Below are 13785 nucleotides of genomic sequence, written 5' to 3'. Positions count from 1 at the left end.
AATATATGAAAAATATCGAAAATATGTAGGTTCTATACTTTAACCTATGGATCTGCTAATTGCGAGGTGGAACATGTACAATTCTGAGGAAAGAGATCATTATTTCAACAGAACGATTGAGAATGTAAAGTCTATAGAATTCGTGGAAGGTGTCATTCAGCTAGGTTCAGGGGTAATTGGCTATAATGATTCATATTCTGATATTGATATGATGGTGTCTGCTGCTAACGTAGAGAATGTAGAAAAGACAAAAGATAAAATCCGCCAGGTATTAAGTGAATTTAATCCAATCTACATTAAAGAAAAGCAACTTAGAAAGGATATTTACCTGATTATAGCTATAATGGAAAATACATTGGAATTCAACATTTCCATTCTCCCAACTGATCTTTTAAACGTAAAATCGCCATTGTGGAAAGTGGTTATCGATAAGACTGGTTCAGTATCAAAGAAGATGAAATTTGAAAATGAAAAGTTTACAAGTAAGCCAATAACATACGAAGTACCATATGATGTTGTATTTGAGTTTGTATATTCGGCTATGAGTTTAAACAAAGAGTTAAAGAGGAAAAATTTAATTTATGCATTAAAGTTACTCGAGGAAATGAGAAGTGACACATTAGTTGTTCAAGCATTAAATGAAAATAAGAAACTACACCAGTTCAAGGCCTATGAAACATTACATCCATCATTTATCAAAGAGTATCTATTGACTTTTCCAGTCGATATCACTGCTGAACATATAAAGTTGGCTACTGAAAAATTAATATACTTATTTACAGAAACAGTAAATCAAAGCTCTCTATTCTCAATGGACGATGCTTTAAAACATCTGATTTACAATAAGGTAAGATAAGCCCAGAGTCTAAACTCTAGGCTTTTCTGTTTCTATCTTTTAATACTCTGTTGTAATAATCGGTGTTCCAATTGTCACGTCTACATGATTTTGATCTGCTGAAGTTCGCAAACCAATTTGCATATTAATGAGTTCATTATTAGCTGTTCGTAATTCCGTTTCAAAAACATCTGAATATGCGGATACAGATACGAATTCGGATTCCAACAGTTGTTCAACCATTTTACCATTTACATCAGTGATTAAATTATTTGTAAGATTTGAAAGCTCGTTAGTTGATTGAATTTTACCTGTTACAGAATAAAATGTGGATTCATCCTCTTTAAACGTTTTCTTGACCCAATCCAATTGGTCTTCTTCCAGTAATTCTCCCTTAGCTTCAAGTGTGGTCGAAAGCTCATATTTACTACCAAGTACATATGCTTTTAATTTCAGCTTTTCTTTTATTCCTTCATTTGTTACTCTCTCACCTTGCCAAATATAATGATCGTCATCTTCGACTACATTTCGCCATGTATACTCATCTAAACTAGCCATCAGTTCATTTGCCATTGAAAGCATTTCTTTCTTATCTGTAGCTTGTCCGTATCTCGTTCTGGAAAAAGCTATCCATGATTCTACCTTTATCTCGTTCATCACAGCAACTTGGTTAAGTGTTTCTAAATCATTTTGCTCTTTCGTTATTTCGGTTTCACTATTTGAAAAAAATCCGACTACCAACCCTAATGATAAAAGAAATGGGATTGTCAATTTCATCCGCTCATCACCTCTGTAACAATCTTTGCCAAGATTTCGAGGTTCTATACCTAGTAAACTACTAAACTTATTTAGAAAAGCACAATCGCCTGAAACTTTGAACTGATAACCCCATTAAAAATTAGATTTCCTTTAAAACAAAAATGCCCCAAGCTTAGCTTGAGACATTTTTCTCTTATTTTTGAGTAACCTTCTTCACAATTCCGTTTCCAATTAAATAGAAAGATAGAACAGTTATTGCAATTAAGAATATGGCACTGAATGGTATGACTTTTACACCCCACATATCATATAAGACCGTTGATAGGATTAGCGGCCAAGAATCCGAGGTATTCACAGCATACATCGCCCCTGATGCATCATTTTCAAATGCTACACTTATAAAAATTCCTACAACACCTAGTTGTGCGATGAGAAACAATGTTCTCCCTAACTCATTAGCAACTAGTGTCACCAATTGCGTCTTCATGTTTGGAAGAAGATATCGCCGTGTCAGTCCAAAAGGGGTGCTTCCTGCAACGATTCCTGCCTCATAAAATGGTTTGTTCGCTATATTTTTTACCAGTTTATGAACAACATCCCCTACTCTTCCTACCTCTATTAAAGCTAATACGAGTATAAACCAAAATGGCCTATTAGCTGCATATAAAAAGAAAGGAATCCCGACTATCATTACAACTAAAAATATAGAAGGAATGTAGGAAAAGACTTGATACCATACCTTTAAAAATAAATGAAGCAATCGTGAGTAATAGGCCCCTATCCCCAAGAACAATCCAATTGCCATGCGAATTGATACAACACTTAAAATGATAAGTAAAGTCTCTCTTGTACCAATAACAAGTCTACTCAGCAAATCAACACCTTTTCGATCGCTGCCTAGTAAGAAATCCTCAGATGGCGCAAATGGCGGAACTTCCATTCTTCCATCCTCGTATTTTAGATATAAATGCTCAGTTAAGTCTTCATCTATAAATGGAAGATAAGGTCCTGCAATCGTCATTACAATGATTATTCCAAGTATACTTGCCCCAATTATTAGTGAGTAATTTTTCATAATGCTTTTCCTTTCGGTGACACTACCAAATTAATAAGTTGAAAAAATAGATTTGAGATCAAAATAATCACCGTAAACAAAAATACAAATCCTACCGCTACATTTGTGTACATATGAAAATTTGTGCCCACTACAAAGTTTTGAGGAGATGCTATTGCCTGGTAAAAGTAATAAGCTGCTCCACGGTAATTTGTTAAAAATTCCACTATAAACAAATTTGATAACACATAAAGAGTCATCGTATTACTATTCATATTTATCTTCTGCATTGCATTCTTGAGCATATGAACCGTTATGGTTTTAAAATAGGATACTCCCTTTGATTTGGCAGTTGTGATATAGTCCTTTGACTCTTCTTCTAAAAGCGTTGCGTAGGTAATATTCGCAATTAAAAATAATGGATAAATTGATAAAAACAGACTACACACAATAATATTTTCAAGCTTTTCATGACCGAATAAATCAACATGAGGAAATAAACCAACTTCATATAAAAACATCAACGATAATTGAATGATAATCATAAAAAAGAGATCCGGAACTGAAAGCATAAACCAAGTCATACCACTCCCAATGCCAATTTTCCGTTTTCTCACAAAATAATCAAAAACTCCTTTTAGGATACCAACAAAAAAACCAATAAATATCGCCGGAACCAATATATAAAGACTGCGACTAAAGGTTTCCAGTATATGTGAGGCTACTGAAGAACTATTTGTATATGAACCGAGACCTTTATTATCTTTTACAAAAATAAGAAAGTCTTTAATATTAGTGAAATGTTTCTCAATAGTATAGTCATATAAGACTTTTTGTATATCACCAGCGCGACTAGTTTCATATATTACATCACGAGGAATAAATATTATTACAGATAAAAGTAGTGTAGTTAACAACCATAAACCCAATTGTTTAGAAATAATTCTTAGCAGCGAACCCTTCATACATTTCTCCAATCTAATTGCAAAAATTATAAATTATATATAAAGTCTACTAAATTAGGAATAGTTTTACAACTATAGTAATATATCTTTCTGATGATGTCTTATTTATGTATTTACCTTTTTACTAAAATTTTGCTAATTTCGATTTAGTTTATGATTTTCTGTAAACCCTATTAGGGACCATGTTCTTTTTCTTGTTAATGGTGTAAACTACATACTAGTTAACATGCAGTAATACTCCCTTCCCAGAAGGAAGAATTTGAAACTGGAGGCGATTAAATGAGAACAATATCTGTTACATTCCATAAGGAAGACGGAGTCGACGAAATGAAGGTCGGCATACTTGATGAACAGGATTTCGAAAAGGTCACCGTTGGTGGTACTCGACATTTGTTTGAATTAGACACAAACATTGGACTGTTTGTCTTTTTTGATGGAGAAGATGCTGAGGGAAACTTGCACTACTTAGCACTTCAATATGAAGAAGATAGTGAAGAACCAACCTACTGTTTTTCATTCGAGCTGGCTAATTTCTATGAATTCATGGCACTTTATTTAAATGACCTTGAGTTTTCTGCGGGTGCAGCAGAAGGTGAAGAACAAGAGTATGGTCCTATCCACCACCTTGCTCACCTGCTTTTTCATATTGTGGAGGATGCAAAAAATTCAATTCAATAAGAGGAATGGCCTAATTCAGTTGAGAATTAGGCCATTTTTCTTTATTCATTTAACTCAAACACAGTAATTCCTGAAATTTTAAAATCAACAGCATATTTATTGTAGTACTCGGTTTTAAAGGACCATGTCTGACCCGGTTTAAATTTCTCCATACTATCAATTGTAGAATCGATTAGATTACCATCTTCATCAAACATTTGAATATCAACATAGATGGAGGAAAACTCCCGATCTGAATTATTTTTAATTGTCCCTGTAATATATTCATAGTATTCATCATTTGTTGTTTCGAGTTCTGAAATTTCCAGATTATACTCTGCTACAGCCTCTTCAACCGTAAGAGCATAGTCAGGAGGATTATGGTCCTCTTCACTAACTTCATATTCGCTTTCCTCTACACCACTGATTTCTTCGGTTCCGAGCTCTTCAGTCCCCATATAGTGATCATAGACATTAATGCCCACTCCAATAAGAACAACCAAAAAGGCAACTACTCCAAAACAGCCAAACACTCTAAAAATACTACTCTCTTTTTTCGGATGCACTTGATTAGCTTGCGCAGATAGTAATCGATCATTTTGAACAAAATAATCCTCCATAAAATTTTCAACAATATCTACAAAAGGAGGAACATCTAAAGAAGGTATCTTGTTAATCACAACTTTTGTATCCGTAAAGAACAATTCAATTGATGATTCAATGTCCTTTTGTTCCTTGTAAATATGCTCAATATCTTCATATGGAATTTTCAATGCCCTTGTTATGTAATGCTCTGTATAGACAAACAGAACACGTTCATCTGTAGCAATTAATAGCCCTTTATTGTCATTATATGTGCCTACCGTAATAAATAAAATTGACTCATCTTCGTTCATAATTGTTGGTAAGTCCTGAACTTCTCTGAAAGACAATATATGGTCTGCCAACGGAAATTCCTTAATATCCTCAATAATAGCTTCTAATGTATTCAAGTTTCCCCCACCTTTTTCCTAAATAGGTGTAATTAAACCATTTTTATTTTACCTCATCATAACATGTCTATGAAATTAGCTTCTTAAAAAAGTGGGCCAACATAAAAAAATCCTTCTAAAGTTTTAGTACTAAAGTAGGTTAATTATCATCTCATTCCTATGGGTTGTATCTCCTTACTATCTTTGAAATAATAGATTATAGCCAGAAGGGAGTTCAATAAAATGTTGCTAGATGTACTTTTTTCAATTATTTTCATACTTAGCATTTATTATCTTATCAGATATCGACTCAATATTAAAAAAGCAGCCGATTTAACAAACAACGCTATTTTCCCACAGAGAGAAGAAGAATTCCAATCAATCCTTGTACCTGGGGAATGGAAAGAAATGCAACCACTTTCCAAAGATACAAGGTCATATAAATATGTCGAATGGGGCACGTTAGCTGCCATGTTGTTCATTCTAATTATAGTAGTTGCGGTCCTTACAAGTGACTTTTTAGGTTCTTCTTTCTTTTCAATAGCTTATATTCTTTTCGCCATTATAAGAATAGTCCAGCATCGCGGGAATTTTTATGTGTTATCCAATGGCATTATTCTTCATGGCAGATATTATTCATTTCGCCAAGTGAAGGCCTATGAAATCGAACAAATTATCCGCTGGCATGACCTATACGGCTTAGATGACAGGCTTAATAATAGTTATAAACTCACCATAAAGGTAAAGAGTGTCTTTCCCCAGCAAAATTTTGTTGTGATTGAAGATAAAACTAACCTCGAAAAAATCATTGCTCTTTTACGTCAGAATTGGATTACAGGAACAGAACAACCTGCAACTACATCCTCATTAGATTCTAATTTCATCAATAAATAACCATTTACACTAGGCATATAGCCTAGTGTTTTTCTATTTATTCCTTCGAATCCGCTTCTGACTCTCCTCTATTAACCTATTACTCTCCATATTTTTTTATCATTGTGTGTTTTGTCCAAACTATTAAGTACGGGTGTGCATAGTGTAATTGAAAAGACTACTATTTACAGAAAGGAGTCGATAGATTTGCCTACCGCAATACATTTAAATTTACGAGTAGACCCTACCCAGTATATTCCTCAAATTCGTGAGGTTCCAGGCTATGACTACATTCATTTGGTCCGCCAACCTAAATATATGGTAGATATGTCACTATTAAATGATAGGGTGCATTACTTAAGTGACATAATTTCTCCTAAAAAATTTGTAAAAGAACACAAACTCTCACTTATTCATGCTCACCATGGTCAGTTAGGTATCTTATTACTTCCCTTCAAGGAGCAAACGGGACTACCCATGGTCACAAGTATTCGAGGACGAGATGGCACCCTTGCAGATCAACATTTCAGTTATCTAGATAATATGAAAATCCTCTTTGAACGTACAGAGTTATTTTTACCTGTATGTCAGTATTTAGCAGATCGAATTATAGAGTGGGGATGTCCACCAGAAAAAATAAGGGTGTTATATGGTGGTGTAAACCTCGATCAATTTAAATACCGAGCTCCTGAAATTACGGGATCTCAAAATATACTCTCCATTGGGAGATTAGTAGAAAAAAAAGGACATCATATCTTAATGCAAGCTTTTGCTAAAATACGTCCAAAATTTCCAAATGCTACTCTAACGGTAATTGGACGTGGTCCAATGGAAAATCAACTTATCTCCTTAGCAAGGCAGCTACGGCTTGGTGATTCTTTTAAACTATTTCAGCACCTGCCTAAGGAACAAGTTTATGAGCATATGACTAGGGCTGATTTATTTTGTGCAGCAAGTCTAATCGCATCAAACGGAGATGTAGAAGGAATTCCAAATACCGTAAAGGAAGCAATGGCAACAGGGCTACCCGTTATTTCAACAACCCATGCAGGAGTACCTGAAATTGTCACACATAATGTTGACGGATTCCTAGTACCTGAAAATAATGTCGATGAACTAGCACTTGGATTAGAACACATGTTACTAAACCAGAACCTATGGCTACCATATGCTGAGGCTGCACGGCACAAAGTGGAACAACACTTTGACCAAAAGAAACAGCTTGAACAGCAGGCAAAATTTTATAATGAATTGTTAGGAGGATCAAAATGAGCGACTTTACATCTATAACTGTCACTAAAGTTGAAAAAAACTTAGTAATTTATAACCCTACCTCATATCCTCTTATTGGCATGGGATCCCAAGGAGCTGTTTTTAGAATTTCAGAGGATAAATGCGTAAAAATTTATGAGGACCCTCTTCAAGCCAAAATGGAACAAGACGCCCTAAAGGCTGCAAAGAAGAACCCTTTTATGCCGAAAGTCTATGAAACTGGTAAAAATTATATCGTAATGGAATTTCTAGATGGGCCTACGTTAAAGGAGTATCTTCTTGGTAGCATGTATATGCCAGAGGATATAACTAAAAAACTATTACAATTATTAAAAGCATTTAAAAAGGCTAAATTCACAATGGTAGATGCACCACTACGGCATATCTTCATCGTGAATAATGAATTGAAGGTCGTTGACCATGTAAATGCCTTTAAGCGGATTCATCCAATACCAGTTAAATTACTTCGCGATTTAAAACTACTTTTGCTTAAGGACTCTTTTCTCATGCAAGTTCAAAAACTAGAGCCAGATACCTACAAAGAGTGGGAGCGCTATTTAAATCAAAAGATTAAAATAAAAAGCTTAATGGTAATGTCAGCCAAGGGCAGTAGCGTTAAGGTTGATAGCTCTCTTGCTCAATTCCTAATTGGGAAAGGGCATCAAGGAGCAGTTTATCGATTATCCGATGACCGTTGTGTTAAGGTTTACGGTAAAATTGAACATGCCAAACAGGAACAAGAGGTCCTTCTATCTTGTCAGAAATTATCTTTTATTCCAAAGGTATTTGAAGCAAAGAAGAACTACGTTACGATGGAGTATTTATCAGGGCCTGATTTAAACTCTTATTTAAAGAAACAATCCAAACTTCCACTCGAAGTTACAAAACAACTCTTAGATATCCTAACATCTCAAAAAAAGGCAGGATTTAAGCAAATAGATACACCTTTACGACATGTAATTATTACAAAGAGTGGATTCAAAATGGTTGACCATGTCTACTCTTTCACTCGTGATCAAAGTAGGCCACTCGAGTTGTTTAAGGATCTACGTGAAAGAGGCTTCTTTGATGAATTCCTTGAGCAAGTAAAAATGCTTGACCCTAAAACATATGAAGAATGGACAAAAACTCCGATTCCTCTAACCGAGGAAGGATGATAAAAAAATGAGTATATTAATAACGGGTGCTGCAGGTTTCATCGGTTATCATTTATCATCACGTTTAATAGCTAAAGGCTTTCATGTGGTAGGTATTGATAATTTAAACGATTATTATGATGTACGCTTAAAGAGAGACCGGCTCTTACTTCTTAAAAAAAATAATAATTTCACATTCTATGAAACTGATTTAGCGGATGCACAGAAACTGCAGGCTGTATTCAAAAGAGAAAGAATTAATATTGTAATAAACCTGGCTGCTCAAGCAGGAGTACGATACAGTTTATCAAATCCCCATTCATACGTGCATTCAAACCTGGTGGGCTTTCTAAATGTCTTAGAAGCCTGCCGGTATTATCCCATTGAACATCTAATATTTGCATCTTCAAGTTCTGTATATGGAGCAAATACTAGCACCCCTTTTTCAACAAAGGATTCAGTTGATCATCCAGTTAGTTTATATGCTGCAACAAAGAAATCTAATGAGTTAATGGCGCATACGTACAGCTATTTATTTAACATCCCTACTACCGGACTTAGATTTTTTACCGTGTATGGCCCATGGGGACGTCCAGATATGGCTTATTATTCATTCACAAAAAATATCATTGAAGAACAGCCCATCAAGGTTTTTAACAACGGCGACATGCGAAGGGATTTCACTTTTGTTGATGACATTGTAGAAGGTATTGTTAGGCTCCTCGACCGTCCACCTACACATAATATGGAGTGGAATCCATCGGAACCTGATCCTAGCTCAAGTAATGCTCCCTACAAACTGTACAACATCGGAAACAATAATCCAGTAAGCCTCATTTATTTTATTAAAACATTAGAAAAAATCATTGGAAAACAAGCCATAGTCCATTTACACCCAATGCAACCAGGGGATGTAAAGGAAACCTATGCAGATATAACAGATTTGTATGAGGATATCGGTTTTTACCCAAAAACCTCTATAGAAGAAGGGTTACGTAAGTTTGTAGATTGGTATCGAGATTATTACGGCAAATAGTCCACAACAACAGCCTGTTTATGTGTAACAGGCTGTTTTGTTTACATAAAAACAACTTAGGTAGATATCGAAATTTTGAATTCAAACCTAAGTTTCTTACCACTAAACAAACGTTTGTTTAACCCTTTAACCCAGTTATATTAAGGCATCTGAAAATCATACAAGCGTTTGTTTATTTTGTAAAAAACACCACTTTAACACTTTAACTTTCCTTCTCATAAACTGCTTCTAAACTACTTGTAGGAGGTGTTTCCTCTGATTCATATTGTTAAGTACGGTGAGACGCTAGGACAAATCTCTTTAGATTACAGGACCCCACTTTCTAAAATTATTGCAGCAAACCCTTCAGTCAATCCGAACGTTATTTATCCTGGCCAATCAATCGTTATACCTGGTTACCCTGATCCAACTACTATTCCATATCAAGTCGAAGTCTCATTATCAAATCGCACTCTCCGTTTAGTAAGAAATGGATCATTACAGAAACAATATCCAATTGCAGTAGGTCGGATGCTCCATGCAACACCTGTTGGAAATTACATCATAATTAATAAAGCGCCAAATCCTGGTGGTCCATATGGAACGCTGTGGATGAGCTTATCAAAACAGCACTATGGTATTCATGGCACCAACGACCCGAGTTCTATTGGAAAGTCAGTTTCAAAAGGATGCATTCGTTTGTATAATCACGATGTTGAAGAACTGGCACGTATTATTCCAATTGGCACAAGAGTCTTTATTAATCCTTAATATAAGAGCATTAAGCTAGCTTAAAGAAACATTTTTTAAAAACACGAATAAACGTTCTTGTTTTTGTTGATAATAGAATATATGTTCGTATATAATAATAAAAAAGGAGATGATTGCATGAAGGGAATTCTAAACAGAGCCCGCCTAGAAAACACACCAATCGAAATCATCTATATGTCACAAAACGGTATTCTCACCCAACGATTCATTAAAGTTATCGAAATAAATGACCAATCAATAAAAGCATATTGTTTACTGCGTGGAAACAAACGGACCTTTAAAATTGATAATATCTTATCTGCTGCTTCTAAGAAAAAAGGAGAGATAAAACGTGCAAATTGAGACATTGCAGGATAGAATGGCAAATACGGAGAACGAAATCCTAGAACAAATTCATAAATATATGCAAAAGAGAAAAATCTCCCCCTCTATTCGTGAACTCTCAAAGCTCTGCAGGTCTGTCAATTCTACAAGTACAATCAAGGCATACCTGGATAGAATGAAAACAAAAGGAGTCATTACGTACGAACCAAAGACTCCACGCTCAATTAGAATTTTAAAAGGACTGTCAGATTCATAGGCCATGCCGACAGTCCGGTTCTTTCATCTATGATTTACTTAACGTCCCCAAATAAGATATCGAATCATAGTCTTTAAATGCGGGTCACTTTCTTTATGACTCCTTACATCTTTTGAAAATATAAAGTCCTCCGGGGAAACAGCGATCTTTGCTAATGGTTTTACATTGTCTTCGCATATCCACTCATCTTTAATACCACCCTGTTTAAAGGGTTGCTTAGGCATTAGATAAATATATCCGTTGGTCCAACGCTCTCCCTTAAAATCAGCGTTTAATGAAAAATAATAATATCGCCTAATCCCTCTTTTAGTTTTTGTAGTTAAGCATATATTTCGAAGTGAACCGTTATACTCCTGACGATTTATCACAGCGAAAAACATCGACCAAATAGCATCAGTAGATGCAAAAACAGCTTTTACCTTCTTCCCATTAAACAGTGTTTGTTCTCTTGGTTCAAATGAATCAATAGCAGGGTTATTAGTTCCATGTACAAGTATTTCCTTGTTTTCTATAAGATAATGTAAAAACATATATTTTGGATAAGTAGATTTATAGGGTACTAACCCGCCTTTGCCATGAATTATAGATTCATAGAATATCTCGTTATACTCTTCTACTACATTCAAAGGTAAAGATAGTTCTGGTACCTTTAAAAAGTGAAATTTATCAAAAAGCAATGTTTTAAGGTAATCATTTCCCATGCGCTTCCCCTCACTAAGTAGCAAGATAAATAAAATATTTCTTCATCTTAGAAAACTCGGCGATTGCCGAGCCTTTAGGCGACAGCAGAGCCGTAGTTGCACTTATGCAGATAGGAAAGAATTTTATGCTTTCCTATCTGCCAAAAAAGAGGACACAGTTAAGACCACGCTTTGACTATAACTTTTCATCTACATCAGAGGTATCTACATCTTCTCCAAACCAGTCGACAAGTTTACCTCTAGCTTTTGCTTTTACATCCTCATCAATATGCATAGCAACCTGGAATAAAGCAACACCCAGAGCACCTAAATCATCAGTAAATCCTATTCCTGCAGCAAGATCTGGAATTAAATCAACCGGAAAAATGAAATAACCTAACGCAGCTAAAATAGTTACTCTTGACTTAACTGGCAAATCAGGCTTCTGTAATACAAAGTAAAGCAGTAAAGCGGTATACACAACTGAATGGCCAGCTCGTAACGCAAACCTTTTGAGTTTTTCCCAAAACTTTTCTTCAGAATAATGCTTCTCCATATTATCCATAATAGTACCTCCGCTCTTTATTAAATTTATTTGCTCATTGAAAAATCATAACCCTTTCTATAAATTTCATACATCCTTATCCATTTGCCTAATTTAGATTACAGCTAATTTATAGCTTTTTAATAGAAAGACCCAAGAAAAAAAACCTCTATTAAATAGATGGTAATTTATCTTATTAGCATTTATTTGTATAAAGGAAGGTAGACTTGAAATGTAGTACCTACTCCTAGTTCACTTTTCACCTCAATAGTTCCTTCGAAATGATCTACTAGCTTTTTGACCATGAATAAACCAATTCCTTGCCCACTTTGTTCTTGGTTTATTTTTTCGTATTTTTTATAAAGCTTTTCTAAATGATCCTTTGACATACCTACACCTTCGTCAATAACGGTAAAAACTAGTGATGTCCCATCTACTTCTACAAGTAAGGTTACTGTTTTTCCTTCATAACTATATTTAATTGCATTGCTTACTATATTGGAAACAATCATCTTCAATCCCATTATGTTTCCAAATAGATATTCCCTGCCACTTAAAGAAGTTTTTGTTGTAAGTGTGATACCTTGTGTCTGAGCCTTTATTTTCATGATTTCAATCACTTGATTTATAGGTTCTGTTGGCTTAATCAAGGTTTTCTGCCAAAGGGCATCCGTTGATAACATTTGTTCTGTATTGATAATATGAGATATTTCATTATCAATAACAACAGCATAGTTTTTGATTGCTCTTAGTCTAGATAATCGCTGGTCTTCCGTTTCTTCATCCTCGAGAAGAGTTGCGTATGCTTTTATTACTGTAAGTGGATTTCTCACCTCGTGTGATACTACATGCACAAAGTCTAGTTTCTTCCTATATAGATCCATTTCTGAGTCAATTGTTGTTTGAACAGATAATGAAGGGAATGCAGTAGGGTTATTTTTGTTAGAAGATTTATATAGACTACTACGAAATAAACTATCATCTGTCATCATATATTCATGACTTTTTAACATTTCTAATAAAATTGTAGATGGTACCTTCTTACTATCGTATGCACAAACAGTTGTATACCCTAATCCCGAAACTGTAATATCACATTTACATTCATATGTATGTAGCTTTTCTATAATGTTGTCTTGATCTTTCCAATCAACTAGTCCCCATATCCTGGCCATACTTTCATTTTCTACAAAGGGATCAATAATATTTTTTAAATTATGTAAGACTCTTTCAAAGTGAAAATCCTGGTACATTTGATAGAACTCATAATTATTTACAAAATGTAGTTTTTCTTTATCAATTGGTCCAATCCTATTCAAAATCAACTCGTACATTTCTGGCTGCTCTATGAAAACAATTTGATGCCCTAAGTTAATTCCATCTACAATAAATGAGCATGCATTTCTAATATAACCATCGATTGAATTATAAAAGTATAAGACATGTGACCCCTGGTTAATTTTCAAAGAACTTGTTAGTGGAATTAATGTATCCATATAATCCTCCATAACCCGACAGACAGAAAATTACATAGTAAAGGTATATTTCCTATTTTGGGAATATTTTTAATTTATTTACATTCTATTATATCCTTACCAACTATTAATGCAAATCACTCTCTGCTGTTTCCTAATAAAAGAAGTAAAAAACTAGCCACCTAATAGATAGCTAGT

16 protein-coding genes are annotated in these 13785 nt (G+C 34.6%); 9 read left to right on the top strand and 7 right to left on the bottom strand.

The genetic code is table 11. The features are described 5' to 3' along the window. The first annotated feature begins 73 nt into the window (after window positions 1-73). A complete protein-coding gene (locus AB3M96_RS09080; protein WP_412967272.1) occupies window positions 74-856 on the top strand; it encodes an aminoglycoside 6-adenylyltransferase in 783 nt (260 codons plus the stop codon). Window positions 857-895: 39 nt separating this feature from the next. Here AB3M96_RS09080 and AB3M96_RS09075 read toward each other — a convergent pair whose 3' ends face one another. The 3 genes from AB3M96_RS09075 to AB3M96_RS09065 form a co-directional block, all read right to left on the bottom strand. Beyond that, window positions 896-1612: a YwmB family TATA-box binding protein gene (locus AB3M96_RS09075; RefSeq protein WP_412967271.1), complete on the bottom strand. Its 717-nt coding sequence runs from the start codon at window positions 1610-1612 to the stop codon at window positions 896-898. Window positions 1613-1787: 175 nt separating this feature from the next. Further along, window positions 1788-2669 (bottom strand): ABC transporter permease, encoded by an 882-nt coding sequence (locus AB3M96_RS09070; protein ID WP_412967270.1) that lies wholly within the window; start codon window positions 2667-2669, stop codon window positions 1788-1790. After that, window positions 2666-3613: an ABC transporter permease subunit gene (locus tag AB3M96_RS09065; RefSeq protein WP_412967269.1), complete on the bottom strand. Its 948-nt coding sequence runs from the start codon at window positions 3611-3613 to the stop codon at window positions 2666-2668. Before AB3M96_RS09065 ends, AB3M96_RS09070 begins: the two co-directional genes overlap by 4 nt. A 279-nt stretch (window positions 3614-3892) precedes the next feature. On the opposite strand from AB3M96_RS09065, the gene AB3M96_RS09060 reads away from it, so the two are divergent. Next, window positions 3893-4291 (top strand): cytosolic protein, encoded by a 399-nt coding sequence (locus tag AB3M96_RS09060; RefSeq protein WP_412967268.1) that lies wholly within the window; start codon window positions 3893-3895, stop codon window positions 4289-4291. 41 nt (window positions 4292-4332) lie between these two features. On the opposite strand, the gene AB3M96_RS09055 is transcribed toward AB3M96_RS09060, so the two are convergent. Beyond that, window positions 4333-5262: an FxLYD domain-containing protein gene (locus tag AB3M96_RS09055; RefSeq protein ID WP_412967267.1), complete on the bottom strand. Its 930-nt coding sequence runs from the start codon at window positions 5260-5262 to the stop codon at window positions 4333-4335. A gap of 222 nt (window positions 5263-5484) precedes the next feature. Here AB3M96_RS09055 and AB3M96_RS09050 point away from each other — a divergent pair, with 222 nt between their 5' ends. From AB3M96_RS09050 to AB3M96_RS09020, 7 genes are all read left to right on the top strand, one after another. Further along, on the top strand, window positions 5485-6135 hold the full coding sequence (locus AB3M96_RS09050) for a hypothetical protein (protein ID WP_412967266.1): 651 nt from the start codon (window positions 5485-5487) through the stop codon (window positions 6133-6135). 186 nt (window positions 6136-6321) lie between these two features. Beyond that, the gene (locus AB3M96_RS09045) at window positions 6322-7386 is read left to right on the top strand and encodes a glycosyltransferase (RefSeq protein ID WP_412967265.1); all 1065 of its coding nucleotides are present in this window, start codon (window positions 6322-6324) and stop codon (window positions 7384-7386) included. Then, entirely contained in the window at window positions 7383-8543 is a 1161-nt protein-coding gene (locus tag AB3M96_RS09040) for a hypothetical protein (protein WP_412967264.1), read from the top strand. Before AB3M96_RS09045 ends, AB3M96_RS09040 begins: the two co-directional genes overlap by 4 nt. A gap of 7 nt (window positions 8544-8550) precedes the next feature. Next, window positions 8551-9558: an NAD-dependent epimerase gene (locus tag AB3M96_RS09035; protein WP_412967263.1), complete on the top strand. Its 1008-nt coding sequence runs from the start codon at window positions 8551-8553 to the stop codon at window positions 9556-9558. A gap of 255 nt (window positions 9559-9813) precedes the next feature. Then, window positions 9814-10308 carry a L,D-transpeptidase family protein gene (locus AB3M96_RS09030; RefSeq protein ID WP_412967380.1) on the top strand — a complete coding sequence of 165 codons (495 nt, stop codon included), beginning with the start codon at window positions 9814-9816 and terminating at the stop codon, window positions 10306-10308. Between the two features lie 117 nt (window positions 10309-10425). Then, the gene (locus tag AB3M96_RS09025; protein ID WP_412967262.1) at window positions 10426-10650 is read left to right on the top strand and encodes a hypothetical protein; all 225 of its coding nucleotides are present in this window, start codon (window positions 10426-10428) and stop codon (window positions 10648-10650) included. Continuing rightward, entirely contained in the window at window positions 10640-10888 is a 249-nt protein-coding gene (locus AB3M96_RS09020; protein WP_412967261.1) for a LexA family protein, read from the top strand. The genes AB3M96_RS09025 and AB3M96_RS09020 overlap by 11 nt, the downstream gene beginning before the upstream one ends. A 38-nt stretch (window positions 10889-10926) precedes the next feature. Here the strand turns inward: AB3M96_RS09020 and AB3M96_RS09015 are convergent, their stop codons facing one another. From AB3M96_RS09015 to AB3M96_RS09005, 3 genes are all read right to left on the bottom strand, one after another. Next, window positions 10927-11589 carry a hypothetical protein gene (locus AB3M96_RS09015; RefSeq protein ID WP_412967260.1) on the bottom strand — a complete coding sequence of 221 codons (663 nt, stop codon included), beginning with the start codon at window positions 11587-11589 and terminating at the stop codon, window positions 10927-10929. A 175-nt stretch (window positions 11590-11764) separates the two neighbouring features. Further along, entirely contained in the window at window positions 11765-12133 is a 369-nt protein-coding gene (locus tag AB3M96_RS09010; protein WP_412967259.1) for a YkvA family protein, read from the bottom strand. 182 nt (window positions 12134-12315) lie between these two features. After that, window positions 12316-13608, bottom strand: coding sequence for an MEDS domain-containing protein (locus tag AB3M96_RS09005; RefSeq protein ID WP_412967258.1), 1293 nt, complete (start codon window positions 13606-13608; stop codon window positions 12316-12318). Window positions 13609-13785: the final 177 nt, after the last annotated feature.

The organism is Ferdinandcohnia jepli (genome assembly GCF_047246645.1).
Taxonomy (GTDB): Bacteria; Bacillota; Bacilli; order Bacillales; family Bacillaceae_L; genus Ferdinandcohnia.
This window is presented reverse-complemented; position numbering and strand designations above follow the sequence as displayed.